Genomic DNA, 26949 nt, shown 5'->3' with positions numbered 1-26949 from the left:
AGGATGGGATTTTCTTTTTTGTGGTCGTAGCACCGGGCAGAACGCTAATCAGCGCCGAGGATCTCTTACCTTGAAGTGAGCGGCATCGGAGAACCGGGTGCAGTGGCGCCAGGGGCTCAATTGCTCCGGCGCGGCTCGAAGGAAGGCACATCTTCGGAAACGGCAAGAATACATGATTGCCCTTCAAAATCGATCCGATCCGCCGAATAGGCGGTAAGCTTAATCTCCCCGGACTTGGTGCGAAGCCGCGTGATCACGTTTCGGATCGGCCCGCCTCGCTGGAGTTGGGTCACCATTCGCGTCCGGTCTGACGAATCTTCCCAAATCCCAAGTTCATGGACGGTGTGGCCGATAACCTCGGCGCGGCAGTAGCCATAGCGACGCTCGAAGGCGGCATTCACGTCGAGAAACCGCCCATCCTGGAGCGTCGTTATGGAGAACGAGATAGGACTCGAACGAAATACTTTCTGGAATTTGTCTTCTGAGGTCCGGCGATTCTGCTCCGAGTATTCAAGGGCTCTCTGCGTCCGGCGCAGGTCCTCCACCCGCTTTTCGAGCTCGGCGCCATAGATTTCCGCGCACTCAAAGAGTCGTGCATTCTGGATCGCGGCAGCAGCGGGAATCGCCAGCAGTTGCGCCCGCCGAAGATGTTCCGGGGTAAAACGATGGATTTCGGAGTGACCAATCGAGAGGACCCCCAGGGCCTGCTGGGATGCGACCAGCGGGACACAGAGCCATGAACGGATATCGGGATGATCGGTGAATCTGTGCCAGTCCTTCGTTGCGCTGGTGTCGGTTAGCAGAATGCTGCTCGGCTTAGCCAAGACGTGGTGCAGCAGGGGAAGGTCGGCCGCGTCCAGAGTGAACGGATAATGTGAAACCTCTCCACCCGTTTGGTGGTGCAGCTTTTCGCGCGCCAGGAAAAGCCGCGTGTCAGCTTCGACAAGAAAGACCCCTGCGCATGCATAAGGAACGATCTCCGCCAGAGACTCGAGCAGGGCGTCCAGAACATAGTCCATGCGCAGATCCTGGGTCAGGCCCAGGGTGGCCTTGCGCAAAGCTTCGGCTTCGGCCCGAGCGGATTCCGCCAAAGTGAGATTTCTGGCTACCTGCTCTTCGGCCTGTTTCTGGGCCGTAATCTCCTGCACCGTCCCGACCAGGCGTGCGATTTTGCCCCCGGTATCCCGCACCGGAAAGCCTTGCAGCGAAACCCAGCGGATTTCACCTCGGGCGCAGGTAATACGAAACCGTTCATGGAAGCGTCCCGTCCCGGTTGCCTCGTCGAGCTTGGCGAGAACACGCACGCGGTCTTCCGGATGGATCAGGTCTTGGTAGGACAGAGGATTCTCGCGCAGAGACTGGCATGAATAACCAGTGATCGTCTCGTAGGCCTCGTTAACGTAAAGTGCCCTTTTGGTGCCTGCATCTATCATCCAGAAGATTTCCTGGATGTTGTTTGCCATCTGCTGGAAGCGTTCGTCACTTTGGACGTGCTGATCCCGCGCCCGGAGCAGGAATCTGGTATGGAAGAAGATCACGACGAACAGGGCAGCAAATACAACAACCAGCAACAAGGAGGGCAATTCCAGAGGCTGGAGCTTGGCTCGAAATAGGACGAGAAGCATAACTACTGCCGCTGCGACGATGATCGAGGTAACTCGCCGGCCGGGGCGGCGGAACTGTCTGGGATAATCCTCGTTGCTGGGAGTGTCCGCTCTTTGCATGGCGACACCGCAAAAAGAGCCATTGGCGGCAGATACTATCGGGGTGATTCGACCCCGTCAAGCATGGGTGGGCAGGACCGAACTTGCTGTCATCTGACTTTCCAGGAATCATTGAGTACTCGTTCTCGGGGATGAGCGGATACTTCGGCAAAGGCAACTTACAATCCAGCTTCCGTCGCGTCCTTCTGCTGGAACTGTGAGTTGCTTATTGGAACTGCCTGCGCCCGAAGGCGTGAGTTGCAGGGAAACGAAAGCGCATGTTGAGGAGGATTTGTGCTTGAAGGTCCACAAGCTACAGAACCTTGTGCGCGCACGCGTACAACGCGGCAGTGGATCGCGTTCGTGCTGTTCCTCATAATTAGCGAGCGCTATGCGGGGATACCATCGGCACGACTGGACCGACATTTTTCTCGGAATTGCTGTCGTGGCTTTTGGATACTCACGGCTAAGACGAGGACCCGGTTGACAGACGTAGCGGTGTCCGGGCGACACTCCCCAGAAACGAACCGCCTTCCGCCATTGATGTGAGACTTCGTCAGGAGGAGAGAATCAAATGCCCAAGCACTTGGTGCTCTATTCTCAGCCGGGCTGAGAAAAAACACGGCCTCAGGAGAAGTTTGCTCGTATCCAATACGGGCCAGACAAACTGCCTGATCAATACCCGCAAGTGTAATTTCTTCAGAGGACGGCAATCACCGTTGAAACGATCGCGGAGATATTGCGAAAGCAAATGATTTCACTTCGCCAGAGCGTGCAGTGTCGGCATTGTGAGCGCGCGGAAGAGACTGTCGATTTCCTTGGGCGGCAAAAACATTCCCTTATCCAACCACCAGTTCAAGACAAGAACAAATGTTGCCGCTACGTAGTGTGAAAGCAGATCCGGAGGAACCCGGCGTGCCTCTGTCCGCGCGATACGAAAGTCTTTCTTCGTCACACCGGCGATGACATCCGCGAGCACCATTCGAAGATGTTCATGCAGGATGGCTCTCGCCCTGGGACCTATTCTGTCGCCCCATGCGTGCGCATGTCGGTAGTGGTGCTCGAAAACGGGGAGACTGAACCAGAGAATTCTCTCAGTTCCTTTTTCACGGGACAGACCTGCTTCTGGTAGAGGGCCTAACATTTGCTGTATGCCGCTGAGAAGCAGATCGTCTTTATCGCGGAAATGCATATAGAAGGTGGATCTGCCGACATTAGCGCGGTCGAGAATCTCCTTAACAACGATCGAGTCGTACGGCTTCTCGGAAATCAGGGCTACAAGTGCGTCTCTCAATAAGTTTTGTGTCTTCTGAACACGTCGATCACTGATCGCCTTCCCTCGCATCAAGGTTGCTCCTCAAATTTCGCAACGAAAAGATGGACATGAACACCTTTATTGTCCGGTTTGAAACACCGCACCAACTCTTGTTCTTCAAATCGATCTCTTTAAAGCTTACTTTTGTTATGAACAAATGTTCATTGTCGCACATTTATCCAAGGAGGTTTGTACAGGAATGGCACATAAAGAATCAGGCAAGGCCGTATCCGCCGCTACACAAGAGCAATCGCTACGAACGACAGGAATCGTGTTGCATTCCCCCGTTCTTTATGACTTCACCGTCTGGCTTGCATTCTTTGGAAAAGAGCGAGTATTCCGCGATCGGGTGCTCAACTTTGCTCGCCTGGCTCCTGGCGAACGCGTTTTGGATGTGGGCTGCGGGACAGGAACGCTTGCGATTGCAGCCAAACGGCGCGTCGGCCCTTCCGGAAAGGTGTATGGAATTGATGCCTCTCCAGAGATGCTTGCCAGAGCAGAACAAAAGGCGAGCAAGTCCGGTGTGGAAGTTCTCTTTCGGAACGGCTTGGCGGAGGCGCTGCCTTTCCCCGACGGTCACTTCGACGCGGTCCTTAGTACCGTAATGCTCCATCATTTGCCGACAAGCACTCGGGCCAAATGCGCTGCTGAACTTCGAAGAGTTCTGAGGCCGGGAGGGCGAGTACTGGTGGTTGATTTCGAGGGATTCAGCGAACAAAAAAGAACCTTTCTCTCACATTTCCACCGTCCGCATGGGCACGTCAGCAGGAATGACATCGTCGCTCTGCTGAGTAAAGCCGGCTTTAATACGATCGAGAGTGGTCCGGTCGGAGTCCGCGATCTGCAATTCGTCCTCGCCGCAGCTCCTTCGTCATAGTAGCGAGCTTGGAATGAACATGCGAGTTTGGAACCATGAAGCATGGAGGCGCGCTGAAGAAGGCTTTCGGGGATGTCTATCTCGATAGAAAAATGACGCTTGGTTTTATTTCCTGTCTTCTGGTACATGATGCAGATCGCGATGATCGCCGGGCGACCTCTTATCAGCAAACATCTGATTACTCCGCAACCGAGGGGGAGATTCTGCGCTTTAGTGCCAAAAAGAAAGGAGCTTCATGATGAACTTCGGTGGGGGCTTCATACCAAGTTGCTCCATCATCGAAAGCCGATCCGCGACACCCCAATGCTCCACGAGTTTTCCCTCTCTAAAACGCATGATGTCGATGACTGTGATCTGCATGGGCTTTCCCGTCGGGAACAGCGGACCGATCTGCCCCCGCTGTGTGCCCCGGGCGGTCATGCGTCCCCACACCGTGTCGCCGTGACTCACTAGTTCTTCAACAGTAAGCGAGAAGTCCGGAAATGCGTTGTGAAGCGTGGCAATGGCCCGTTTTACGCCCTCCGCATTGGGTGGAACGATGCCAGATTGGTGCTCGAGGAAGTCCGGCGCAGCAATTTCATTTAGGACCGCAGCGTTCCCCTTGCTGAAACCGTCTTCGATGATTACTCGAAAGAGTTCCTCGTTTGTCTTCATGCTCTCCCTAGTGAACGGGCCTTCCAGGCTTGGCCGGTTGACGATAGGCAGCAGCCTATACCTGCCGGACCGCAGGGATCAAGCCAGAGAAACTGGGCATGGCACAGCAATGCGCTTCGGCTGACGACGATACGACGTGCCCTCAGACCGTTCACCCAGCGCATCGTGCTCAGGCTTTCATACACCGTTACTGTCGAGCGAAAACACCTCGAAATGACCACATATTGCGGGATCGATGTCGAATCGATCTACTCGATCGCAACTCGCCGACTGCCCTCCTTTGGCGCTTGTCGCGCTCGGGTTGTTCCCTCCTGACCACCTGACCGTGTGATCGGAAAAGTAATATGACCGTTTTTCCGGCAGATACGTGCGATGCGCTTGCCTTCCCTTTCACTGCTTCTGTCGCTCCCGCAGGCGCATCGGCCTGTGACATTCATCACACCGGGATGCGCTCCGCGTTTGGTATGCTTTGTTGAAAGTGATTTTCATTTTCATTTACCTGGGAACTCGTATGCGCACTGCGGTCCTTCTCATCCTCTGTAGTTGCTTCACTCTGCCACTAGCTGCCCAACAGAACCCCTACTTCGTTACCTACGATCATCACATGGAAGAGCCGGGCAATCTGGAGATCGCCCATCAGTCGACGATCGGGTTGCAAAAGCAAAACCTGCCTACGTACTGGGCTCCTCTCGTCGAGTTGGAGTATGGCTGGACGGGTTGGTGGACTTCGTCCCTGTACCTGGAAGGAGCGTCGCAGAACCATGACGCTGCGATATTCACTGGCTATCGGATTGAGAATCGCTGGAAACCGATCAACCGTGAGCTAAAGGTCAATCCGCTGTTGTATTTCGAGTATGAGCGCATCAGCGAGGGTAGCCGAATTCAGAAGGAAGTGGTCGGTCATGCAGAATTGAGCGAGGAGACCTTGCGCGAACTGCACGGCGAAAAGATGCACGAGATCGAGGGCAAGCTCATCCTGTCGAGCAACGCCAAAGGCTGGAACATCTCTGAAAATTTCATCGCCGAGAAGAACCTGACAGAAGATGAAGGGGTGGAATTCGGATACGCGCTCGGAGTCGCTCGTCCACTGTCGCTCTTGGCTTCGGGCACGAACTGCAGTTTTTGTCGAGAGAACCTCGTGGCAGGTCTTGAGCTTTACGGCGGGCTCGGTTCTTCTCAGGAATTCGGGTTTAAAGAAACAGCTCATTATCTCGCGCCATCGCTTGTTTGGAACACGACAAGGAACTCAGCCTTGAAGGTTTCGCCCGCGTTTGGACTCACCCACAACAGCGCACGCATGCTAATCCGCTTCGGCTATATGTACGAGATCAATGGCTTCGGATCGAAAGTGAAGAAGCTGTTTGGGGCAAACTAATGAAGACCCTCGTGGTTGTGCTCTCGCTCTGGATTGGATCCGTCGCTGTACCGGCGCAACCAGCTTTCTCCCAGGACCTATCATCGCAGTGGCAAGCGCCGGCGAGCGCTGCCTCACGCAAGAACCCACTCGCCGGGAAGCCGCAGCTTGCCGCCGGTGGGGCAAAGGTGTTCGAGCGCAATTGTTCCGTGTGCCACGGAGATGCAGCGGGGCGTGAGGCGCACAAAGCTCCGGACCTCGCATCTGCGGCTACCCAGGCACAGTCCGACGGCGCCCTGTTCTGGAAGATAACGAATGGCAACCTCCGCACTGGTATGCCCGGGTGGAGCAACATCCCGGAGCCGCAGCGCTGGCAGCTCATCCTGTACATCCGTTCGCTCAAGTAAACCTGCACTGCCCGCGAGCATCGGCCGAAACATCCCGGTGCGGCTGCAATACTGGCTGGAAGAGGTTCCACCGGACCTCACCTGAAAAACAGCGACAATCGTGTTCGGTTGAGCGCTGACTAAGCAATACTGATTGCAGCAACGGATGATGTACGGGCAGTTGCAGACCTGATCCGAGCTTGGGTGGCTCGGCGTTATCTCACTTGGGGAACGGATGGACTTGGGCGTCGGAACGACATGCGCCAGTTGTTCGGGAGCGACACATTTCAGCTGAAAAAGCTGGGGACTTTGATCGGGGCCGATGACCTCTTCGTTTGCTGCCCAACGGCGGTTCTAACTACTTACTGATCTCCGAACGATCTTCGTCACCTTGTGGATCTGATTCCCGATGGCCTTACGCATATCCTCCTGCAGCAGATCCTTTTCTGGGAGTTTCGCCCAGGCACCAACCGCTCGGTCAGCGATATCTGTCACCATCGGCCACAGCGGGCTCGCGGGCAGCCGGGCAGCATCTGCAAAACGGCGCACCTGATCGGTGGTGATTTCACTCAGGCTGCGGCTTCCACCGAAGGAAAGCGCAAGACCATCGTTCGGAAGATAAGGAAGCGTGGCGACAAAGTCGTAGGCGGGCGACAGGACGGGTGTGCGCCGGTCCGGATACAACAGCGACCAATTCTTGAGGTGCATATCCGCGTTGCCGATCAATACAGAAAGGACGAGTCGCCGAAAGAACTCATAGGTGCCGGCTTCGCCTGTCTCGGCCCACAGCACGGCAGCGATGTTGGCATAACTTCGATGGTGGTATTTGTCCTCGGGATAAAGCCCGAACACCTGCGCGAAATCCTCCATGTGGATCGTTTGGCTGCCCTTCGTGCCGCGGTCAAAGCGCTGCACGGCCAGCGCCTTGCCCTGCATACTCCCTGTATCGGCTGGCAGACCGTGAATATCCCGGATATCGATGAGTTCCGTCCGCGGCACTTCGATTCCGACTGCCCGCGCGAGCGCCATCATCGTGAATTCGTTTTCAGGCACGGCGGGGAACCGGGCGGACGGCAGCTTAACAATCCATGAGCCGCCCGTCCCGCCAGCTGGAATGGTTAAGCCACCAGACGCTTCCATGACTGCCGAGAACTTCAACTGCACGCCGGCAAGCGAAAAGCGTAGCGCCGTTTCGGGCATGCGTTCAGCACGAGCCGCTTCCGCGTTATGTGGGGGAGCCTGCGCTGCCAGTTCCATCGGCTCGACCCTGAGTCCACCAGGAAGATCTGCACCGAGCACCGCCAGCAGGAAGAATTCGCGATGTGGCTTCACGCCCGCACGCACGGCGAGGTAATCACGGAAATGTTCTTCCGGCAGTAGATTGGAGAAGAACACCGGCAGCCGCGCATGGACGGCGCGCGTCGGGATAACGAGCCCGCCGGCCTGACCTTTGAAGGATAGACTGAGCGTAGGCCGGTTCTCGTCGTCGATATAGTTCTGCTCGAAAGAAAACAGATGGCGGTCACCGCCGAAGCGGTTGATCACACCAATGCGGCGGTGGTGCAGGTTGACCGCGAGCGCGTTGAGCGTCTTAGGATCAAAGGCCATCGCGCGGTTGGTCTCCTCTGGCGGGCGCTTCTGCCTCGTCAGCTGCATAGAGCGCCTTCTCGGCAGATTCGGGTTCCTTCTGTGCTCGGATGAGAGCTTGCACCGCCGGCACGAGGGTTCGAGGCACGAGCAAAAGGTCCAGATCAAGGACCCGCACGATGTCCAGCAGCGTGTCGAAGCGAGGCACAACTTCGCCTGACTCGATCCCTGATATGTGCGGCTGCGGGAGGCCGATGGTCGCGCCAAGCTCCCGCTGGCTCCAGCCGCGCTCGGCTCTCGCCGCCTTGATCTCCTGGCGAACTTCGACGGGGAGGCCCTTCAGTCGGAGGGGCCTGATATGTTTTTTCATATCATCAATACGGATTACATGCTAAAACATATCAACCAAGCCTGCAAATGATATTGCTTAATATATCAATCTAGCTTTAGGATATAAAATAGCATATCGAGCTATGTCCTGTGCGCGATGGCGATTGGAGCCACGCTGATCCGCCGATTGCCGCTCTCGACGGCAATGCTGTACCTCCCAATCGGGTGGGCACTCGGGCCGCAAGGATTGAATAGCGCCGTGGGACACATAGCAAAATGGTCATCAGCACCTCTCATTGCGGGAAACCCAAGCTTTCTTACCAATCGCAAAGGTTCAATTCCCGGCCGGTGAGCGCGACGCACCACTCCCCTTCGACGGTTCGCGCTCGGCGCCAATCAGCAGCCGATTGCAAGAGCAAATGCTACTCGAAATGCCGAGGGCTGTTCACGTGCAGTATGATCCACCGCGAATGATCCCGTCAGGTGGTCCACTTTATGCATTCTCTTTCTTGTGACGCTGAGTGCATCTTGTCGGAGCAGCGCCGCCGGCGGTCGGTCCTGGTGAACGAGACGAGATGAAGCCGTTTCATGATTCCTCCCCATCGCGATCAGCAGGAGCAAAGCGTGCTGGTGCTTTGCTCCTGCTGCCGGCGCAGCCCCCAGTCGAGGTCCGAGGAGGATTCGGTGGAGTTCTTTTGTCTACGCGGTCTGCGCTTCGCCGCACCACTTGCATCTCCGGGCTGCGACCCCGATTGTTTCCGTGCAAGCCGGGCAGGTCTTCGTCGCCGGATTCGGCGGAGCCTGACCGCGAGCCTGGCGTGCTTTCCAAGCATTCATCGGGGCAACCATGGCAAAGTAGACCGCGGCTGCGATCAGTAAGAACGAGATCAAAGCATTGAGAAACAGTCCGTACTTGACCTCGCTCCCGTGAACATTGGCTACAAAGGCCGAGAAATCGGGCTTGCCCACGATGGCCGCGAGCAGCGGGTTCAGTACGTCCGTGACGAAGGAAGTAACGACCGATCCAAACGCCGCACCAATTACCACCGCAACTGCGAGGTCAATCACGTTGCCTCGCATGATGAACTCCCTAAAACCCTTGAACATCTTCGTTCTCCTGTCTCTTGGGACAGCTTCTCCATCGTCTTGAACAACGCTCGGAGCAAGAACGCCTAACGCGGCCTTACCCCAGTCGTCGACTTCTTTGCGACTGCTGCCATCTGGAGATCTTGCGCAAGCTCGAACGTCAACTCCGTCTCGGCAGGCAAATCCTTCTTCTTGCCAGTCAGGACCTGCGCTCCAGCTCCACCCGCACCTCCAACCAAAGCGCCGATGGCTGCTCCTTTACCGCCGCCCAGTAATGCCCCGATCACCGCCCCAACCGCGGCGCCGCCACCGACGTACTTCGCAGTGCGCTTGTTCGCCCCGAGGCCTTCGGCGGATTGCTTCCCGGTCGTCAGCGCAGTGAGGTTGTACTTCTTCCCCTTCACCACGACCGACCGAAGATCAAGGACCGCATCCTTCTTGTCGGCGGTTGGCTCGGTGACCAACTGCGCCTGCGACCCGCGGGGAATCGCCACCTGGCCAGCATTGTCCAGCACGTCTTCGCTGATGCTGGCGGTGTACACCTTGCCGACAACAGGCTTCGCAGGAATCGTCGTGTCGGTTCGGACTTTGACTTTCGTGCCTTTGCCCAATACGGTCGCAGCCGGGGCTATACCGGCCAGCCCGACCATAAGTAGCAGGATCAGTACAATTCGCGTTTTCATAGAGCCCTCATTTAGCGTGCCGCAGCTCGAACGGCTTTCGGCGCAGGTTCTTCAGAAATGACATCGTAAACAACACCAGCTATTCCGGCGCCAATGATTGGGGCAAGCCAGAACAGCCAGAGTTGCGCGAGAGCCCAGCCACCGACGAAGAGTGCCGGACCGGTGCTTCGAGCCGGGTTGACGGAAGTATTGGTGACGGGGATACCGACGAGGTGGATCAGCGTCAGGCACAGGCCGATCGCGATGGGCGCGAGGCCTTGAGGAGCGCGCTTGTCAGTCGATCCCAGAATCACCATCAAGAAGAAGAAGGTTAGAACGACCTCGGCGACCAAGCAGGCCAGCAAGGAATATCCGCCGGGTGAGTGTGCACCGTAGCCGTTCGAGGCAAATCCCGCAGCGGTCGAAAACCCTTCTTTACCGGAGGCGATTACGAACAAGACCCCGGCGGCGGCCACTGCTCCGAATACCTGCGCGACGATGTAAGGAAATAATTCCCTTGCGGGGAAACGTTTTCCCGCCCAAAGCCCGACGGAAACAGCAGGATTGAGATGACATCCGGAAATATGTCCTATGGCGTAGGCCATCGTGAGTACAGTTAAACCAAAAGCAAGTGCAACACCTAGAAATCCGATTCCCAGCTGCGGGAAAGCGGCAGCCAGAACCGCGCTGCCGCATCCACCGAACACCAGCCAGAACGTACCTAGAAACTCGGCGACGGAACGTTTCGAAAGCGACATGGAAACCTCGCAGGGGTTGAATCGAGGGGGCCTGGGGCCCCGTGTTTGGATTACGAGAACAGTTTTCCTTTCAGCAATTCCATTCCCTTCGACATCAGATCCCCTTGCGGAACTTCACCGTTCGGGGTCAAGCGATCAACAATCTGAGGAAGGACCTGCGCCAGTCCGGACTGGGCTGCTTCGGGCGAAATGCCAGCTTTGTCCGCGATCGCTTGAACTTGATCGGAGCCGAGGACATTTTGAACCTGCTCAGGTGAAATCGGAAGATTTTGTCCGGTACTGATCCAGGAATGAATCATGTCGCCCAGACCGTTGGCGGTGAACCGATGTGCCAAACCCGAAATGCCTCCGCTCTGGCTGCAGAGCATCGAAAGCATCGCGGAGGCGAGAGAGTTTTGTGGGTTGTCTGGTGCGGGGGCGACTCCGGCGGCTTTGTTCAGAACCTCATCCAATAGGCCCATACTTTCCTCCTGTCTTGACTTCGGTCAGGAAAGCGAACGTTCTGGTGAAGAATCCGTGAAGAGTTTGCTCCCTGATCAACGATTCAGCTCGATCATCTACTTTGTCTCTCTGTCGCAAGGCGCTTCTGCGATTCAGCATAGGCTGTGCGCCGCATCGCCGGCGCCTCGTTCATCCCTGCAAATCATTCCTATGCCGAAGATTTCTTGAAGAATCGATAAATCACCAGCAACACGATTGCACCAACCAGCGACATGATGAAACCAGCCGCCTGCCCGGCTTGGTACCAACCAACCGCACGCCCGAGAAACGTCGCTATGAACGATCCGGCAATCCCCAAAAGCATGGTGACGATGATTCCACCCGGATCCTTGCCAGGCATGATGAGCTTAGCGAGAGCCCCAACAACCAGGCCGATGACAGCCACCCACACGTAATGCATAGATGCCTCCTCATCTAGGGAACTAGATTGGAACGAGATGCTTGGCTCGTAACGGGCAGCATTATAGGCGCCAGCGCTCCAGCGTCAACACCTTTACTTGGCGCAAATCCGCTCCATCCGCTCCATGCAGGATGCCCCCGGACAGCACGTCCTGGGGTGGCCAGAACGAATGCGACGTGTACAGCCTCTCGCAAGCTACTGCTCTTGGTCGAACCAAGTAGAGCGACTGTTGAAAATCAGCAGTTGTAAGGGTCCTGATAAGTTCCGCTCTCCACTCCAAAGCCTTTTGTAACAGGGTTCAACTGGGCGGCGATAGTGGAAACCGGTTCGGTACGGGGCGGACGAAGGGCGTTGTACCGAGTGTCGCTGACTTCGGTATTCCAGAAGGCCCAGCGCGGCCGACCACCCAAACCTCTGGAAAGGCTCGCCCTGATCGTGTGAATGGAGAGATTTATACCGTTGTCTGCGGCACGGATTCTGAAGCAACTGAGCGCATCGCGCAGGCAATTAGTTGTTCATCGTGGAGTGCCGATCGAGAGCCGGTGAATGGAGGAGGCTGCCGCGAAGAGCAACGGCAATTTCTCGCGTACCACCGCAACTCTCGAATTGAGATGCACGGTTCGCTTCAGCCCCTGTTCCCTGCTGGACTCTGAATTCTCCCGTTAAGAGTTGCCGTCTCGGCTCCGGCGCATCCGCCCTGTATCTGTTCCAGCCCACGCCAAGCCAAGTAAGGAGGAATTTATGAAGTTGCGTCCCAACCAGTTTTGCCCCGTCCATCGCTCCCGCTGCTGCTGTGGCCGACAAGCTCTACCCACCAAACCGAAATTGATTCGCCGCGGTGTCCAGCGCATCGAAGACGAACATCATCCGCGGGGATATCGGGAATTGCGCTCGCCGGCCGAAATGCGCAGGCTTTTGGATCGCAAGATTGTCGAACAGAACCGCATCTGCGCCCTCTGCCGGGTTGAGTTCACCGACTATAACGACATCGTCCCCGACCACAGGAATTCGAAAGGCATGGACGGTGCGTGGCGAGACGATCATCCCGACAACATCCAGGCCGTGCACTGGTGGTGCAATGACGAAAGGGGATCGAGCCGGTTGGACTGCGCGGTACCGTAGCGTTCGTTTCTGCCCGTGAGCGGCTGCGAGATACGGGAGTTAACCCGCAAGCCGCAGTCGTTGCTCTTCTCGACATGGCAAGTCGACTGCGACTCATCGAGGTTACGAACACCAGGACCTGTTCCTCCGCGATCTCTCTTTTGGAAACGGATTACTTCCGGATTGCCCTTCCTTCAGGCTTCATCGACGAGTGCCTTCTAGATGTGACGATGCGCACGCATTTCGTCAGCCGGGTTGTTCATTTTCCTACGACCGCTCTTGCCACTGACAGAACCGGGCTCCTGCTCCATCGCAGCTTCGACAAGAGTAGGCCCAGAAGGATCGCCACAATCATCATCGCGATCGCAACCAACGTTCCCGGTTTCGTACTCACTAGCAGAAAAATTGCGAGGAACACCGTGATACGAACACACAGCGACACCTTCAGAAAAGGACCTCGCAACCGCGTCATCCTTTCTCCGCTCTTTTCCATCCCTGGATAGAATCCTCGACGGATCGCCCGCATCCTCTTCCCGGTCAATGCTCCAAGACACATCATCAGTAGCACCGCCACCGCCGCCACACGACCCCACGCCTGTTGCGATTCTGCCTGTTGCATCACGAGGTATCCGCCAGAGAACAGGATCAGAAATATCGATGACACAGCAAATAACCCTAGTCGAGGAACGGGGTTGATCCATGGCACCGCCTCCGCCAGGCTCGTCGCTCCTCGCATATGTACGAGCGCAACCGCTTCGGCGGCCAGGACTGCCGTCATCACCAACACGGCTAGCACATGCACGATCAGCACCATCGTAAAGCTTGAAATCATCTCTTCAACATCCCTTCTGTTGTGCCTAGTAAATTCGTTCGGGCTTCCTCTTCGCTCAGTCTTGCGCTCTTCAAAGCTGCTACCAGGACCTGACTCGGCGTACTCCAATCCGCGATCGGCTCATACTTCTCACGTCGCCAACGATACGGCAGCTCAACCACCATGCCTGGGCGTGGCGCGTGCACCGCCATCGACAACATGTCGCCTAACACTGTTCTTTGCTGGAGAACATTTCCCGGCTCGCCGAGGGCGTGTCCAAACGGCCAGTGCAGATACAAGAACCTTGGGGCGCGCGCTGCTGCCGCAACTTCCTTCACAAGACCCAAGGCAACTGTCGTCACGCCTTGAGCCTCGATTTCTCTTCCCAACAGTCCCACGGACCGTGTGCAGATTGGTCAAGCGGGAACCAGCAACGCCAGATCAACCGCGGCTTCCCGAATGCGCTTTGCAACTTCTTTCAGCGACGGCAGCAGCTTCTTCGCGCTTCCCATTAAACCGAATCCGTAGTGCTCATCCGCGAGGCTCCCGATCACTCCTGCTGCCGCGAGTTCACGCAACCGCTCGATCGGGAAGACAAGATTGATGTCTTTTAATGCATCGGTTTTGTCGTATGCCTGGTGTGAAATGGCGAGATCGGCGGAGTCTGCATCCTTCGGAATCACTCGATAGGATGCATCACCATTGACGTGGAAAGGCCGGTCGCGATGAAGATGAACGCCACCTGTCGAGATCAACACTACTTTGCATTCCGAGAGAGGCTTTTGCAGGGGCGTCCACGGAATCGGCCCGCCAACTAATGTGCGCAACTGCGGTAACGCGATAAGCTTGCTGATCCAGCGCCCAATCGCCGATCCAACTGGAAGGATGCCGAACAGCACGGCACTGTGATTGAGATGGTCTGTCCTCCGGTTCCGCGTCTCACCTTCGCCGTTTGCAACCGATCCCGCTCGAACCGCTGACGTCTTCCTGTGTTTCATACTTCAGAAAGACCGACCAGCATCCAGATTTGTGACAACGCTACTCCGGTTCCTCCGTCAGCCTCGGCAGGTGTTGGAGTTTTTGCGGATTCGTGATGATGTAGATAGCACGAATTTGACCGTTGTTCGCATCCAGCGACACAGCGGAAAACGGTTTTCCATCCAGATATGACACCAGCCCGGGACCTCCATTGATCTCCATCTGCCGGCGCACAACTTCCTTGGGGACCAGTTTCCGCAGCGCCCCCACGACGCCGCGCGCTACCTTCTCCGCGCCCTCAATCACGTTCGGGACCGCAATCGCCTTACCACCACCGTCGGAATGCAATACCGCATCCTTAGACAACAAGGTCAGCAAGGCATCCATGTCGCCGCTGGTAGCAGCACGCAAGAACTGGTCGAGCAAATCATTTCGTTTCTGTGTAGAAGCGGTAAAGCGTGGTCGTAATCTGCGCACATGTTGTCGCGCTCGCGTCAATATTTGCCGGCAATTGGCTTCGTTTTGTCTCAGGATCGACGAGATCTCAGCATACTCATATTCAAACACTTCACGCAGCAGAAAGACCGCCCGTTCGACCGGTGTGAGCCGTTCGAGCAGCACGAGAAATGCCATCGACAGCGACTCATCCACGTGAACAATTCGCAGTGGATCATTCCCGGATTCTGTCACCAGCGGCTCGGGGAGCCACTGGCCGACATATTCTTCGCGTCGAACGCGAGCTGATCGCAGGTGCGTGATGCAGAGCCGGCTGATGACGGTGACGAGAAACGCTCGTGGTGAACGAACATCCTCTTCCTTCGCCTGCTGCCAGCGGATAAACGTTTCCTGCAGCATGTCCTCCGCATCAGCGACACTGCCCAGCATGCGGTAGGCGATGGAAAACAGCAGCTTGCGATGCTGGTCAAAAGTCGCCAAACGAACTGCGGCGTCAGATTGTTGCACTCGTCCTGTTTCCGGGCGGCCTGGTCGCAGTTCTTCTTGCATCAAATTCCGATCCTCAACGCAAACGTCTCAGGTTTAAGACACCCCAGCGTTCGAGGGCCTTATTGGAAAAGACAGATCGGCAGCGGGTTTTGTGACAATTTATTTTGCCGAGGGCCGTTCCGGAGGGGGAATGCAAGCGTTGCGTTCTGATAGGACCAAGCGCATCGAACCGATCCTGTGTCAAAACTGCTTGCAAATGAGCGTACGCGGGCTTCAGACATTTCTCTGCTATGCGCAAATAGTCATCAAATGGCCCACCGGCGAGAATTCTGTGTTTCAATCTCTGAACTGAAAAGAGCTTATTAGGAGGCAAAAGAGCTACGCTTCCCTGCGCTGATGTTTGAATCGGCATTAGCGTCACAGATTGTCACTCTGACGACAGGCGTCGAATTAATGACTGACGTCCGGCGCAATTGTGAGACTTAGAAGGAGTTCGCAAATGGCTGAAGCCTTAGTCACCCGTTATGCCTGGATCGCGGCGGGACGAGCCTCGTCACAGGATCCGCAAGCTCTCTTCCAAGTCCAACTCCGGAAGTGCGCTGCATAGATGGGAATATGAATCCACCTCGATCCGAGCCCTTCGGTGACCTCATGTCTCGGCGTAAGGGCCATGAATATCCTCTCCGCGAAGAGTGCCAATCCACCAACTCACGCACTTTCAACGACAGGCAGGGCGACAGATGACACGCAGGTCCCCGAAAAATAGAACCTGCCGGGTGAAACGGAGGCCGGGGGGGGAAGGATGCAAACGATGCTGGGTGATAATCCGGCCGGCTCAACTAGCCGTTCTTTAGCACTGCACGACAAAGCCAGGAAGTCATCAGGCGCTATACCCATATGGCTCGGGATCTCAACAGGTCCAGCTGTATCATCAAGTGGCTCGCGTCGCACAGCCGGACGCTCTGTAGAACCTTCGAGCAATTTGCTTTGAAATACGTGCCATTCCGAGACTTGGATTTGGCAAAAAGATTCCCCCGGGATGACTTGGAGCGGACTACGAAAAGATTCGAGCTCTTCCGAATACGTTTGGGATCATCTCCGTGGTTCCGATTGTCCTCTTCTCCCCAGAGAGCACGATTGAATCTGCACCTTCCTGGCCACTGCCGCTGATGCCTGTCCGTCAAGGTGTGTGAACTCCCGCTTAGAGCAATTTTGGCGTGATGCAAACGTCGCCCCTTCGTTGTAACCGTCTATGTGCCCAAAGTTCGATGTGACACCCTGTTCTCCTCCAGCTCCCGAACTGGCACCCAGAAAACTCCAATAAGCCCCGAGCCCCCAATCGCGAACGACAGTCGACTATTTCTGAGCCTATCTCACCGAAAAACCGGCATCTAATCTCGGTGTATATTCGACGTTCCCGTTCACCGGGGGAGTACGATATCGATTCGTAGGCGCGCTTAAATACCTCAAACAGGACCACCCCATGACAGTCGTTAACGCCTCGAACGGCGACGGACAGAATCTGCGAGTGAGCAGTGGAATTGCTGGGCTCGACGATGTTCTAAACGGCGGGTTCCCCTCCAACCACCTATATCTTGTGGAAGGCGATCCCGGGACTGGCAAGACGACCATGGCCTTGCAGTTCCTCCTTGAAGGCGTACGCCTCGGGGAATCCTGTCTTTACGTGACCCTATCGGAGTCGAACCGCGAATTAGAGGGCGTGGCCGAATCGCACGGTTGGACACTTCATCGCATTCCCGTATTTGAGATGACCCCCCAAGACGAAGCGATCAATCCGGAGGGAGAATACACGGTCTTCCATCCTTCCGATGTCGAACTTGCCGATACCACCGCTTCGGTGCTGCGACAGGTTGATAAAGTGCAGCCCACGAGAGTTGTATTTGACTCATTATCGGAACTCCGCATGCTCGCTCGTGAGCCTCTTCGTTATCGACGTCAGATACTCGGGTTGAAGCGCTACTTCGCGGGCCGTAACTGTACCGTGCTCTTGCTTGACGACCGCACTGCCGAAGGGCACGACCTTCAACTGCAGAGCATTGCGCACGGCGTCATCATGATGCAGAGCTTGGATCGCGAATTTGGAGTAAAACGTCGCCGCCTTGAGGTGCGAAAGCTGCGCGGCTCGCGGTTCCGCGAGGGATATCACGACTACTCGATCGACACCGGGGGTGTAACAGTATTCCCGCGCCTGGTGGCGTCGGAACATGCGCCAGGCCACAACATGGCTCCGGTTTCCAGCGGCATCAAGGAACTGGATCAACTCGTCGGAGGTGGGCTGGACAGCGGAACTACGACCTTGCTGATGGGACCAGCCGGGTGCGGTAAATCGAGCGTTGCGGCGCGTTATGCCGCTGCTGCCGCGGAGCGAGGCGAATCCTCCGCCATCTTCATTTTCGATGAAACGCTCACGACTTATCTCCACCGCTCCGCTGGTCTCGGGATCGAGATCGCTGGTCCGCTTCGCGCCGGCAAGATTAGCCTTCACCAGGTCGACCCTGCCGAGATCGCCCCGGGGCATTTCGTCCATCAGGTTCGAAAGCTGGTCGAAGACGGCCGGATCTCTGTCCTTGTCATCGATAGCTTGAACGGCTTCCTCAATGCCATGCCCGGCGAAACTTTCCTCATGCTGCAACTTCACGAGTTGCTCTCTTACTTGAATCAGCAAGGGGTCACCACGATCTTCACGCTTGCTCAGCATGGGCTTTTGGGAACAGCTATGGATTCTCCTATCGACGTCAGCTACCTCGCTGATTCCGTTTTGCTCTTCCGTTTCTACGAGCTGAAGGGCGAACTCCGTCAGGCACTGTCTGTTGTAAAGAAGCGCAGCGGGAAGCACGAACGCACTATTCGTGCACTCACTTTTGATAGCGGCAGGCTGTCGCTCGGCCCGCCGCTGAGCGACTACCGAGGCATTATGACTGGAGTGCCGCAACCAGCTACTGAGGATGCGGGCTACTAACGCGAGGAACAGGTAGCTAATTGGCATATGAATGAATTCAGGGTGATCGTCGTCGCTCCAACAGGCCGCGATGGTGAACTAATTTGCCGCCTGCTCGAGCGCATGGGAATAAACACGGTGATGTCTCGGGATTGCAGCTCCGCCATCCGCGCAGCGACGGAGTCTGCCGGCGCATTCATTCTCTCCGACGAAGTTCTTAACGCCGAATCTATTCACCACTTATCCGAATTCATCGCCGCTCAGCCCTCCTGGTCCGACTTGCCGGTCATCGTGCTCACCAGTGGTGGACAGACAACGCCAGTCAGCGAAGCGCGTCGGCGATTGCGCGAGCCCTTGGGCAATGTCATCGTCGTCGAACGACCTGTCCGCCCGGAGACATTGGCGAGCACCGTTCAAAGTGCCATCCGGGCCCGCGCAAGGCAGTATCAGCTTCGCGATCACCTGCGGCAGGAAAGGCTTGCCGCCGACGCCTTGCGCAAGTCGGAGAAGCTGGCAGTCGCCGGCCGCCTGGCTGCAAGCATTGCTCACGAGATTAATAATCCTCTCGAATCTGTGATGAACCTCATGTTTTTGATCAAATCGTCGAGGTCTCTTGAGGAAGCTAAACACTACCTTGGAATTGCCGAGCAGGAACTTCAGCGCGTAGTGGAAATCACCACCCACACGCTTCGGTTTCATCGTGACACCAGTGTCGCCGCTCCGGTCAACCTGAAGGGCATGCTCGATTCTGTGCTAGGGCTGTACGACCGCAGGCTGCGTACCGGGAACGTAACCCTTGCATTGAGTGTGGACCCGCAGTCGCAAGTATTTGGTTCTGCTGGCGAACTGCGCCAAGTGGCAGCGAATCTCATCGGCAACGCGCTGGATGCGATGCCGCACGGTGGAACACTGTATATCCGAATAGGCCGGGGCGCTGAGCGTTCCAACGGAATCCGGCCGGGCGTTCGCTTCGTTGTCGCAGATACTGGTGCCGGGATTCCGGAAAGTATTCGGGGGAAGATCATGGAACCCTTCGTCAGCACCAAGCAGGACACGGGCACCGGTCTCGGTCTCTGGCTCACTTCTGAGATCGTCCGCAAACACCGCGGTTCCGTTCGCTTCAAGTCGCGGCTCGGCAAGGGCACCGTATTCTGCGTGTTTCTGCCTGAAGATTTGGAGCAACAAAGCTAGCTCCGTTCACTCCCACAGCTGCTCGCTAGGATTCTTCAACATAGGCAACTTCAAAGCTGCCGCAGCAATTCGAAAATCAACCAGTTGCCCGGTGACCACCTAACCGAGACTGTCAGACCGCTTTTTCATCCAGTGTTCGCCGCCGAAACTAGTGCGGCAAGGGGTGGTTCGTCAGCCTCGCCGTATTCGGGTTGCTGTCCAGAGGGCTCATACGTGGAGGTCCAGGCTCGACTACTTGGGCACTAGTGCGGAAGGCAATGCTTCGTGACTAGTTCTGGCCTCGGTTTTCGGCGGCCTGTTTTCTTGGACTTGCGGAGGGGCTGGAACATACCCTTTGTGGCCAGCAACTCGTTCCTGGCGCAGGATCTTCGAGACCAGCGCCCGGGATATTCCATGAGCCTGGGCGATTTCGGTCAGTGAACGGCCGCGTTCACGGTCCCGGAGGATGGCGACACGGTTGACGAGGATCGGTGCCCGTCCGATTCGCCGGCCTTCCAGCTTCGCCCGCCGCATGCCGGCCCGGACACGCTCGATAATAAGGTTACGCTCGAGTTCGGCAATCGCCCCGATGATCACGATCATGGCCCGGCCTAGCGGTCCGCCGGTGTCGATATTTTCACGGAAGCTAACGAACTCGACATTAAGATGCGTGAGTTCGTCGAGCACTTCCAGGAAGTGCTTCACTGATCGAGCGATCCTGTCGAAAGCCCACACCAGAACGACGTCGCAGTGGCCGCGACGGGCATCACTCATCAGTTGGTCGAGCCCCGGAAGCTTGGTCTTCGCGCCGCTAATTCGGTCGGTGTACTCGGCAACGATCTCGAAGCCGCGCTGGGCGGCCAGGTTGCGCAGATCGTGCAGTTGCGTTTCAGGATGCTGATCGACAGTCGAGACGCGGAGATACAAGGCGCAGCGTTTCATTAGCGGCGCCCCTTCTTCGGCAGTTGTTTCGGGTAATGCTTGTCCACGTACTGCTCGATGAACTGGATCAGGACGGTGGTCATATCCTTGCCCTGGAGAACGGTCGACACTTTGAAAGCATGGTGCAGTTCAGAAGGCACGTTCAGATTCATACGGGTTGTCTTTCCGGAAGCCACGTTGGCTGGCATGTCCGTCTCACCTCCTTTCCGCCGCGCGGTGAAGTGATGAGGTTAGAAGGATCAATCCTTGCAAAGATCCAACGCCGCCGTACATGTTCCGTCCAAAAGGAAAAGGCCCGGCGCTGTATCGTTGAAAATCCGAAGCCCTGACGCAATCGAGACGCGGAGAACGCTGCGCAACCTGAATACGTGAATCTGGTCTCGCCTCCTGCCGGATAGCCTTGCTTTCTGTTTTTAACCACCTTCCTTGTCATACCCTTCCCCAGAACAGTAATAATCCTGTTCATTAGCGAAACCGACGCGCTGGCTCACCCATGGTGTTGGACCCCACGCTTCAGAATACCGACGCGGCCGAGTTCGAGGCCTCGTTAAACCATAAAGTCAAAGGACTGTTCGAGGCGGCAAAGATCGTCACCAATGTCATCCAGTCGTACATGGCTGGGTTGAACGATCCCAACCCCGCCCCATCGCAGTCCTCCTGTTCCTGGGCCCGACCGGCACCGGCAAGACCCGGTCTCTTCGTCCTTGCTGGCGAACAAGCCTCGCGCACCCGCGCGGGAAGGAACGCCAGCAGCAACGACAGTTCGCCGCAGTTCCCACGGGATTTTCCGTACTCCAGCAACGCCTGTTGCGCGTTTGGTGACAACGGCGTTGCGCAAATGGTGACAAGGCTGTTGCGCGTTTGGTGACAGGATGGAAGGGAGAATCTGGAACTCAAACGGAAGATATCGGTTGGGTTTAGCGCTAGAAGCAACTCCCTGGGTGTGAGATCGTTGTTTGCATCCTCAGGACGGCAGCTACCGGACGAATTATCAAGCGCCGAGCCGTCGTGCGTTGTTAGGCTCTGGGAGTAGGAGACTGAAGATGTCGTTACCGGACAAGGCGCTGTGGATCATTGAGCGCAACTCTACCCAACCGCTCACGCTCGACGGAATCGCGGCGGCGTGCGGGGTCGCACGGTCGCACCTGGCCCACGCTTTTGGGACTGCGACCGGCGTGTCTGTCATGCAATACGTGCGTGCACGTCGTCTAACTGTCGCAGCAAGGGCGCTCGCATTCGGCGCGCCCGACATCCTCTCCGTCGCTCTAGACGCGGGCTACGGGTCACACGAAGCGTTCACACGCGCGTTCCGCGACCGCTTCGGACAGACGCCCGAGGGCGTACGCGAACGCCGCAGTGTCAATGGCCTCGCGCTCGTTGACCCGCTTGAGCTGCGGCCCCGCGCCAATGTTCGCCTCGATCCACCTCATATCACAGACGGTCAAAGCATGCGCGTCGTTGGCCTCGCGGAGCGCTGCTCCTTCGAGACCACCGTCAGCATTCCGGCACAATGGCAGCGATTCATGGAGTGCTACGATGCCATCCCCTACAAGCACGATCACATCCCAATCGGGGTCTGTTACAGCGCGGACGACGACGGGCAGTTCTTGTACATGTGTGGCGCCGAGGTGCATCGCTTTGGGGAGCGCTTGCCCCAATTACTCCACCTCGAGATTCCTCAGCGGCAGTACGCGGTGTTCGAGCACGCCGGGCACGTTTCCACTATCTTCGAGACCTACCGCAGCATCTGGAACGAGGCGATCCCTGCTACTGGCCGAGCCGTGGCTGACGCCCCGGTCATCGAGCGGCACAACCCAGCTTTCGACCCACGCACTGGAGAGGGTGGATTGACGTTGTGGATTCCCCTCGCCTCATGATGGAGGAGCTGTCGGTCCACCGAATGAGTCGTCGTGCCTGGGCACTCTTCGTCCTGCTGAGCCTTGTGTGGGGCGTTCCCTATTGGCTGATCAAGGTGGCGGTGGCGGAAATCTCCGTTCCGTTCCTCGTTTTCGCACGATCGGCTGTGGGTGCAGCCGTGCTGTTTCCGATCGCCCTTCGCGACAGCGGTTTCACCGCCCTTCGCGGTCACTGGATTCCTGTCGTGAGCTTCGCGCTCGTCGAAATGATCATCCCGTGGGGGCTGCTCTCGCATGGTGAAGTCCGGCTGAATAGCTCGACCGCTGGGTTGCTCATCGCGGTAACTCCCATCCTTACCGTAATCCTGGGCAAAGTGTTCGGTAGCACTGAGATACTCGGACCTTTGCGCCGGACAGGGCTGGCTTTAGGGTTCGCCGGCGTGAGCGTATTGGCGGCGCCCGAGTTGGGCGGCGACCTCGGCTCGATCGCTGAGATCGTTCTCGCGGCAGCGTGCTATGCGGGTGGATCGATCATCGCCGTGCGATGGTTGAAGAATGTTCCCGTGATTCCGATGACGGTGGCGTGCCTGGCCATCGCTTCCACGTGTTACCTACTGCCAGCGTTCATGACCTGGCCGCATTCGGTGCCGTCGACGTCGGTCATCGCAGCGATCTTCGGCCTAGGTATCGTTTGCACCGCGGTCGCGTTCGCATCCTTCTTTCTCCTCATTCGAGAGGCCGGCGCCGAGCGTGCCGTTCTGATCACCTACGTCGCACCGGCCGTCGCCGTCGCCGCGGGCGTCGCGATGCTATCTGAGCCTTTCAACGCACGCATCGCGTTATCGTTCGTGTTGATCCTTTGCGGATCGCGCATGGCCACGGGCCGCTCTGCACCGGCAGTCGAGCCCAAAAGGATGACCATAAATGTATTACGACTGCATTGGCGAAATAAGCAGACGAATTCGTGAACAAACAGTATCGCCCGTCGAAGCGGTCGAGACCTGCTTGAAACGAATTGAGACATTGAATCCCACACGGAACGCGTTCATCACGGTAATGGACGGTAGAAATACCCCGGGAACTGGAGTCCGCATATATGCAAATTAGAGCCTACGCGATCAACGAGAGGGGCGGTTCGGCACAGCCCTTTCTGTATGAGACGACAATCGGCAACCGTGACGTTCTCGTGAGAATCACGCATCGGAGCTTGGCGAGAGGTGACATTCAGTTCATCGATAACGCCTGGGGTGACACGCGGTTTCCGTTAGTCCCGAGTCACGAAATCGTCGGCGTCGTCGAAGAGGCCGGTTCAGAGGTCGCCGACCTGGACACGGGCGACCGTGTCGGTGTCGGTTATCAACAGGAGGCGTGTTTCGAATGTGCCTTCTGCAGACAGGGCATCGAGCAACTCTGCGCCAATCAAAAGGTCATCGCCGTCGACCGCTACGGCGGCCTGGCCGAACACATCGTCGTCGACAGTCGTTTTGCTTTCCGGCTTCCACCGCAGCTTGATTCGGCCACCTCAACCCCCTTGCTCTCGTCAGGACTGACCGTATACGCCGGGATTGTTCGCGCCCACCTGACTACCGGCTCTCGAGTGGCGGTGCTTGGCGCAGGAGGGCTTGGTCATCTGGCGATCCAGTTCCTCCACAAGAGCGGGCACAGCGTGATGGCATTCTCGCAATCGCCCCGCAAGCGAGGGTTGATCGAGCGCCTCGGAGGAGCATTCGCGGACAGCTCAGACCCCAAGCGACTCATGGAGTACCAAGGGGCGTTCGATTTCGTTCTCTCGACGCTGAATGTTCCCTTCGACCTCGACTTGTTTGTGAGAATGCTGACACCGGAGGGACGGTTGTGCCTGGTCGCCTCGCCGTTGGAACAGTTGTCGCTTAGCTGTGGCCAATTGAGCAATTCTCGGCGATCCATTTACGGGAACTACATCGGTAGCCGGTCTGAGACCGAGCAGATGCTCGGCTTTGCGGCAACGCATGGCGTCGAAGCCGTCGTTGATATCATGCCGCTCTCTCGCGTGAACGAGGCCATCGAGAGGGTCCGGAGAAGAGATGTTGAGATGGCTCTCGTTCTCGAGAGCTAGGCGTTCGATTGAGACCGTCTGGTAATGCTAGCCAGCCGAACGATTGGCTGAGGAGCAGATTCTTAGCAGTTCGTGCGCAAAAAGGAACGCTCCAACGAGCCTAGCATTCCGGCAGTAGCTTGCCCCAAGTGCAAGCAGAACACCTATACCCGTGGATGAACTTGAGCGAACAAACCACGGGGATCATCGTCCGTTGAGACTGTTGGACGCGCACGTAGAAATTGTAACTCGATTCGAGCAAATCGGAATTTCCTATAAGTAACTCGCCTGATAGAAACCCTGCTCCTTTTCAGCTAGAGTTTGCCTTTCGCTAACGAAATTCGTTAGTGACAGCGATTCTGCCCCGCCCCGTCGGCGGGGCATTTTTTGGTTTTTGTGATTTTCCTCACTGCCTTTTACTGCCGTAGTTGCGCAGAATGCGAGCTTAGAGTACCCCGAGGAGTTAATGGACCCGCGTATTCTTGAGATGTCCGATTTGTTCACGCGCATAATTCAACTAGAGCGGCTTCAGGAACTATGCCGCCCGTTAGGATCGACAGCCGCGATTGAAGAGCACCTAGAGAAGTTGAGGAAACGATTGTTGGAATTGAAATCCGAGAAGCTCCGCAGGCACGCCTAAGCGAGTTGCCTCCTCATTTCCACATTTTCCCCAGTTGCGTGATCGGCAAACCCAAACCACTAGGCGACTCCCTGGTGTCGTCTTTTGGACCAACCACGGCATTCCTGCGCCGCCTCCAGTTGTCCCGATCGGTCGTAAACTGCTGCGCGATTCTGCTAATCCTGATACGGCGGTAAGTGAGTTGAGGAAGGCTCCGCCGACAAAACCCTTTGTCAACGGAAATGGAACAAGGCAGCTTCTCCGGTTCCGCAGGCATTTGTCGGGAGAGGAAACGGTGAACCGGTGAAGCGCCCTCAGACGGAGGGAGGGTGATTCTTCAATTCACTCTGATCCTGCCGCTGTTTGCTGTCATAAGGGCGGGTGATATCTGAAATTCGACTGGAACAAAGACATACTTTGGAACTTTCTTGTTGGCGTTCAAAAAGGAACCGGGTAAAGCAGCTCAGGCACAAGAGATCTTCGCGGAGCTGGAGCCAACTAGATGGACCTTTTCCCGCTACGATCTCAAGCGGATTCAAAGCGAGTTAGGGGAGATGCTACGGGACGGAGGCGTTCATCTTCATCGCGAAAGACCGTTCAGCGTTAGCGGCGATGTTTCGTATCGCGTGCTTCCGAAATGCGCAGACAGCTCCGATCTCGCCATTTCACACCAGGCGTATGACACAACAGATTACCGGTTCGAGGGTAGCCGCCGTCCAATTCATTCATCAATCCAGCATGCAGGGTAGGAAGGTGAGCGGGTCCACCAGGAGTGGATCCGGCACGGGTCAGAGTGCCGGTCAGCCTTCGAATTCTGGGCAGGACTGGCGATTGAGGCCTCCGACTGGTACTCAGCAACATCGAGCGCGCCGCGGTCTTGCTCGTTCTCATTTTGAGGCTTCGCCTTGTTGCGGCGAGTCGGATCTTGAACTCCGCTTGCGCGGGATTCACTCGGGCACAACGAGAGGGCGGTTCGTTATGAGCTTCGAGTCGATGATGGCGATCTCGACCCGGCGGTTGGCAGCACGCGCAAGTTCGCTTTCGCCCGGCACGCGCGGGTCGGATGAGCCAAACCCCTTCGTGCTCATGATGGATGCAGAAATTCCGGCTTGCTCGAAAAAATTGCGGACAGCTTCGGCGCGACGCTGTGAAAGTTGCAAGTTGTACGACGGCGTGCCGACGCTGTCCGTATATCCGTAGATGGCGATCGAATACCCCTTGAGGGTCATCAAGACGCCCGCAATGCGATTGAGTATGTCGCGATATTCCGGCTTTATGTCGGCCTTGTCGAAGTCGAAGCGGATCGACTTGCTGTCCAGCGTCATGACCACACCGTTGGCGGTGCGACGCGTTTCGGCAATTTGCCCGAGGGCCTTTTGTATTTGCGCAAGTTGCGCCTCACGCTCTTTTCGATATTGCTCTGCCTGCTGTATGGCCTCATTGGCCTTTTGCTGCTCGGCGGCGGCCTGCTGCTGGGCGAGTTGCGCCTGTGCTTCCGCGGTCGATTGATCCTGCTTGGCTAAGTCGCGCTGCTGCGCGGCTGCCAGGGCGTTCGCTGCCGCTTGCGAAGCCTGCTGAGCCGACGCCTGTGATTGCTCCTGTGAACGCGTGATCACGCGTCCGAAGTCTTCCATCTGCTGATTGAGCCGTGCGACCTGACCATCCAGACGCCGCTCCAGGCGACCAACCGAGATTAGACAGGCAATCCCAAACCCCAAGCTAAGCGCGACGGCAATCAATCCCAACGCCAGCGCCAACTTCCCTTGCGATTTGGCGCGTGCGTCCCCAAGCTTACGCCCCTCCGGCTTCCGCTCCTCGGGTGAAGGATCCATCCGTCAATGTTAGCGTGGAAGTCAAAATCCAGCCAACCAACCGAAACTA

The 26949-nt window shown here is 56.8% G+C and carries 27 protein-coding genes; 9 read left to right on the top strand and 18 right to left on the bottom strand.

Features of this window, described 5'->3' with window-relative positions:
- Positions 1-116: 116 nt before the first annotated feature.
- Positions 117-1724: a PAS domain S-box protein gene (locus tag VN577_18640; protein HWR16852.1), complete on the bottom strand. Its 1608-nt coding sequence runs from the start codon at positions 1722-1724 to the stop codon at positions 117-119.
- A 736-nt stretch (positions 1725-2460) separates the two neighbouring features.
- A complete protein-coding gene (locus VN577_18635) occupies positions 2461-2997 on the bottom strand; it encodes a TetR/AcrR family transcriptional regulator (GenBank protein ID HWR16851.1) in 537 nt (178 codons plus the stop codon).
- A 220-nt stretch (positions 2998-3217) separates the two neighbouring features.
- On the opposite strand from VN577_18635, the gene VN577_18630 reads away from it, so the two are divergent.
- Positions 3218-3895: a methyltransferase domain-containing protein gene (locus VN577_18630; GenBank protein ID HWR16850.1), complete on the top strand. Its 678-nt coding sequence runs from the start codon at positions 3218-3220 to the stop codon at positions 3893-3895.
- A 210-nt stretch (positions 3896-4105) separates the two neighbouring features.
- On the opposite strand, the gene VN577_18625 is transcribed toward VN577_18630, so the two are convergent.
- Positions 4106-4549 (bottom strand): ester cyclase, encoded by a 444-nt coding sequence (locus VN577_18625; GenBank protein ID HWR16849.1) that lies wholly within the window; start codon positions 4547-4549, stop codon positions 4106-4108.
- A 511-nt stretch (positions 4550-5060) separates the two neighbouring features.
- Here VN577_18625 and VN577_18620 point away from each other — a divergent pair.
- Both VN577_18620 and VN577_18615 read left to right on the top strand, forming a co-directional pair.
- The gene (locus VN577_18620; GenBank protein HWR16848.1) at positions 5061-5924 is read left to right on the top strand and encodes a hypothetical protein; all 864 of its coding nucleotides are present in this window, start codon (positions 5061-5063) and stop codon (positions 5922-5924) included.
- Positions 5924-6310 carry a cytochrome c gene (locus VN577_18615; protein HWR16847.1) on the top strand — a complete coding sequence of 129 codons (387 nt, stop codon included), beginning with the start codon at positions 5924-5926 and terminating at the stop codon, positions 6308-6310. The genes VN577_18620 and VN577_18615 overlap by 1 nt, the downstream gene beginning before the upstream one ends.
- Before the next feature lie 333 nt (positions 6311-6643).
- On the opposite strand, the gene VN577_18610 is transcribed toward VN577_18615, so the two are convergent.
- The 7 genes from VN577_18610 to VN577_18580 form a co-directional block, all read right to left on the bottom strand.
- Complete coding sequence (locus VN577_18610; GenBank protein HWR16846.1) at positions 6644-7945, bottom strand: HipA domain-containing protein; 1302 nt, start codon at positions 7943-7945, stop codon at positions 6644-6646.
- A complete protein-coding gene (locus VN577_18605) occupies positions 7887-8246 on the bottom strand; it encodes a helix-turn-helix transcriptional regulator (GenBank protein HWR16845.1) in 360 nt (119 codons plus the stop codon). The genes VN577_18610 and VN577_18605 overlap by 59 nt, the downstream gene beginning before the upstream one ends.
- 659 nt (positions 8247-8905) lie before the next feature.
- Positions 8906-9313, bottom strand: coding sequence for a large conductance mechanosensitive channel protein MscL (gene mscL / locus VN577_18600; protein HWR16844.1), 408 nt, complete (start codon positions 9311-9313; stop codon positions 8906-8908).
- 65 nt (positions 9314-9378) lie between these two features.
- The gene (locus tag VN577_18595; GenBank protein HWR16843.1) at positions 9379-9975 is read right to left on the bottom strand and encodes a hypothetical protein; all 597 of its coding nucleotides are present in this window, start codon (positions 9973-9975) and stop codon (positions 9379-9381) included.
- 11 nt (positions 9976-9986) lie between these two features.
- Positions 9987-10712, bottom strand: coding sequence for an aquaporin Z (gene aqpZ, locus VN577_18590; GenBank protein HWR16842.1), 726 nt, complete (start codon positions 10710-10712; stop codon positions 9987-9989).
- A gap of 50 nt (positions 10713-10762) precedes the next feature.
- Positions 10763-11173, bottom strand: coding sequence for a YidB family protein (locus tag VN577_18585; protein ID HWR16841.1), 411 nt, complete (start codon positions 11171-11173; stop codon positions 10763-10765).
- A gap of 188 nt (positions 11174-11361) precedes the next feature.
- Entirely contained in the window at positions 11362-11613 is a 252-nt protein-coding gene (locus VN577_18580) for a GlsB/YeaQ/YmgE family stress response membrane protein (protein ID HWR16840.1), read from the bottom strand.
- A 741-nt stretch (positions 11614-12354) separates the two neighbouring features.
- On the opposite strand from VN577_18580, the gene VN577_18575 reads away from it, so the two are divergent.
- Complete coding sequence (locus VN577_18575) at positions 12355-12735, top strand: hypothetical protein (protein ID HWR16839.1); 381 nt, start codon at positions 12355-12357, stop codon at positions 12733-12735.
- Between the two features lie 238 nt (positions 12736-12973).
- Here the strand turns inward: VN577_18575 and VN577_18570 are convergent, their stop codons facing one another.
- The 4 genes from VN577_18570 to VN577_18555 are packed head-to-tail and all read right to left on the bottom strand — an operon-like array spanning position 12974 to position 15466.
- On the bottom strand, positions 12974-13546 hold the full coding sequence (locus tag VN577_18570; GenBank protein HWR16838.1) for a hypothetical protein: 573 nt from the start codon (positions 13544-13546) through the stop codon (positions 12974-12976).
- A complete protein-coding gene (locus VN577_18565; protein ID HWR16837.1) occupies positions 13543-13887 on the bottom strand; it encodes a hypothetical protein in 345 nt (114 codons plus the stop codon). Before VN577_18565 ends, VN577_18570 begins: the two co-directional genes overlap by 4 nt.
- A 54-nt stretch (positions 13888-13941) precedes the next feature.
- Complete coding sequence (locus VN577_18560) at positions 13942-14523, bottom strand: glycine/sarcosine/betaine reductase selenoprotein B family protein (protein ID HWR16836.1); 582 nt, start codon at positions 14521-14523, stop codon at positions 13942-13944.
- 40 nt (positions 14524-14563) lie between these two features.
- Complete coding sequence (locus VN577_18555) at positions 14564-15466, bottom strand: RNA polymerase sigma-70 factor (GenBank protein ID HWR16835.1); 903 nt, start codon at positions 15464-15466, stop codon at positions 14564-14566.
- A gap of 1465 nt (positions 15467-16931) precedes the next feature.
- Here VN577_18555 and VN577_18550 point away from each other — a divergent pair.
- Together VN577_18550 and VN577_18545 are read left to right on the top strand one after the other, a co-directional pair.
- Entirely contained in the window at positions 16932-18428 is a 1497-nt protein-coding gene (locus VN577_18550) for an ATPase domain-containing protein (protein ID HWR16834.1), read from the top strand.
- A gap of 27 nt (positions 18429-18455) precedes the next feature.
- A complete protein-coding gene (locus tag VN577_18545) occupies positions 18456-19598 on the top strand; it encodes an ATP-binding protein (protein ID HWR16833.1) in 1143 nt (380 codons plus the stop codon).
- A 231-nt stretch (positions 19599-19829) separates the two neighbouring features.
- On the opposite strand, the gene VN577_18540 is transcribed toward VN577_18545, so the two are convergent.
- From VN577_18540 to VN577_18530, 3 genes are all read right to left on the bottom strand, one after another.
- Positions 19830-20519: a recombinase family protein gene (locus VN577_18540; protein HWR16832.1), complete on the bottom strand. Its 690-nt coding sequence runs from the start codon at positions 20517-20519 to the stop codon at positions 19830-19832.
- Entirely contained in the window at positions 20519-20707 is a 189-nt protein-coding gene (locus VN577_18535; protein HWR16831.1) for a plasmid partition protein ParG, read from the bottom strand. The genes VN577_18540 and VN577_18535 overlap by 1 nt, the downstream gene beginning before the upstream one ends.
- 325 nt (positions 20708-21032) lie before the next feature.
- Positions 21033-21416: a hypothetical protein gene (locus VN577_18530; GenBank protein HWR16830.1), complete on the bottom strand. Its 384-nt coding sequence runs from the start codon at positions 21414-21416 to the stop codon at positions 21033-21035.
- A gap of 146 nt (positions 21417-21562) precedes the next feature.
- On the opposite strand from VN577_18530, the gene VN577_18525 reads away from it, so the two are divergent.
- The 3 genes from VN577_18525 to VN577_18515 all read left to right on the top strand — a co-directional run bounded on the left by VN577_18525 (position 21563) and on the right by VN577_18515 (position 24470).
- The gene (locus VN577_18525; GenBank protein HWR16829.1) at positions 21563-22396 is read left to right on the top strand and encodes an AraC family transcriptional regulator; all 834 of its coding nucleotides are present in this window, start codon (positions 21563-21565) and stop codon (positions 22394-22396) included.
- A gap of 23 nt (positions 22397-22419) precedes the next feature.
- Complete coding sequence (locus tag VN577_18520) at positions 22420-23343, top strand: DMT family transporter (protein ID HWR16828.1); 924 nt, start codon at positions 22420-22422, stop codon at positions 23341-23343.
- 128 nt (positions 23344-23471) lie between these two features.
- Entirely contained in the window at positions 23472-24470 is a 999-nt protein-coding gene (locus VN577_18515; protein ID HWR16827.1) for an NAD(P)-dependent alcohol dehydrogenase, read from the top strand.
- A gap of 1545 nt (positions 24471-26015) precedes the next feature.
- On the opposite strand, the gene VN577_18510 is transcribed toward VN577_18515, so the two are convergent.
- On the bottom strand, positions 26016-26900 hold the full coding sequence (locus tag VN577_18510) for an OmpA family protein (GenBank protein HWR16826.1): 885 nt from the start codon (positions 26898-26900) through the stop codon (positions 26016-26018).
- Positions 26901-26949 lie beyond the last annotated feature (49 nt).

Source organism: Terriglobales bacterium (assembly GCA_035561515.1).
In the GTDB taxonomy this organism is placed as follows: Bacteria; Acidobacteriota; Terriglobia; order Terriglobales; family Acidobacteriaceae; genus DATMXP01.
This window is presented reverse-complemented; position numbering and strand designations above follow the sequence as displayed.

Coding starts and splice junctions, on each gene's coding strand:
- VN577_18640 (HWR16852.1), bottom strand. CDS start 1,724: ATGCAAAGAGCGGACACTCCCAGCAACGAGGATTATCCCAGACAGTTC.
- VN577_18630 (HWR16850.1), top strand. CDS start 3,218: ATGGCACATAAAGAATCAGGCAAGGCCGTATCCGCCGCTACACAAGAG.
- VN577_18625 (HWR16849.1), bottom strand. CDS start 4,549: ATGAAGACAAACGAGGAACTCTTTCGAGTAATCATCGAAGACGGTTTC.
- VN577_18620 (HWR16848.1), top strand. CDS start 5,061: ATGCGCACTGCGGTCCTTCTCATCCTCTGTAGTTGCTTCACTCTGCCA.
- VN577_18615 (HWR16847.1), top strand. CDS start 5,924: ATGAAGACCCTCGTGGTTGTGCTCTCGCTCTGGATTGGATCCGTCGCT.
- VN577_18610 (HWR16846.1), bottom strand. CDS start 7,945: ATGCAGCTGACGAGGCAGAAGCGCCCGCCAGAGGAGACCAACCGCGCG.
- VN577_18605 (HWR16845.1), bottom strand. CDS start 8,246: ATGAAAAAACATATCAGGCCCCTCCGACTGAAGGGCCTCCCCGTCGAA.
- mscL (HWR16844.1), bottom strand. CDS start 9,313: ATGTTCAAGGGTTTTAGGGAGTTCATCATGCGAGGCAACGTGATTGAC.
- VN577_18595 (HWR16843.1), bottom strand. CDS start 9,975: ATGAAAACGCGAATTGTACTGATCCTGCTACTTATGGTCGGGCTGGCC.
- aqpZ (HWR16842.1), bottom strand. CDS start 10,712: ATGTCGCTTTCGAAACGTTCCGTCGCCGAGTTTCTAGGTACGTTCTGG.
- VN577_18585 (HWR16841.1), bottom strand. CDS start 11,173: ATGGGCCTATTGGATGAGGTTCTGAACAAAGCCGCCGGAGTCGCCCCC.
- VN577_18580 (HWR16840.1), bottom strand. CDS start 11,613: ATGCATTACGTGTGGGTGGCTGTCATCGGCCTGGTTGTTGGGGCTCTC.
- VN577_18575 (HWR16839.1), top strand. CDS start 12,355: ATGAAGTTGCGTCCCAACCAGTTTTGCCCCGTCCATCGCTCCCGCTGC.
- VN577_18570 (HWR16838.1), bottom strand. CDS start 13,546: ATGATTTCAAGCTTTACGATGGTGCTGATCGTGCATGTGCTAGCCGTG.
- VN577_18560 (HWR16836.1), bottom strand. CDS start 14,523: ATGAAACACAGGAAGACGTCAGCGGTTCGAGCGGGATCGGTTGCAAAC.
- VN577_18550 (HWR16834.1), top strand. CDS start 16,932: ATGACAGTCGTTAACGCCTCGAACGGCGACGGACAGAATCTGCGAGTG.
- VN577_18545 (HWR16833.1), top strand. CDS start 18,456: ATGAATGAATTCAGGGTGATCGTCGTCGCTCCAACAGGCCGCGATGGT.
- VN577_18540 (HWR16832.1), bottom strand. CDS start 20,519: ATGAAACGCTGCGCCTTGTATCTCCGCGTCTCGACTGTCGATCAGCAT.
- VN577_18535 (HWR16831.1), bottom strand. CDS start 20,707: ATGCCAGCCAACGTGGCTTCCGGAAAGACAACCCGTATGAATCTGAAC.
- VN577_18525 (HWR16829.1), top strand. CDS start 21,563: ATGTCGTTACCGGACAAGGCGCTGTGGATCATTGAGCGCAACTCTACC.
- VN577_18520 (HWR16828.1), top strand. CDS start 22,420: ATGAGTCGTCGTGCCTGGGCACTCTTCGTCCTGCTGAGCCTTGTGTGG.
- VN577_18515 (HWR16827.1), top strand. CDS start 23,472: ATGCAAATTAGAGCCTACGCGATCAACGAGAGGGGCGGTTCGGCACAG.
- VN577_18510 (HWR16826.1), bottom strand. CDS start 26,900: ATGGATCCTTCACCCGAGGAGCGGAAGCCGGAGGGGCGTAAGCTTGGG.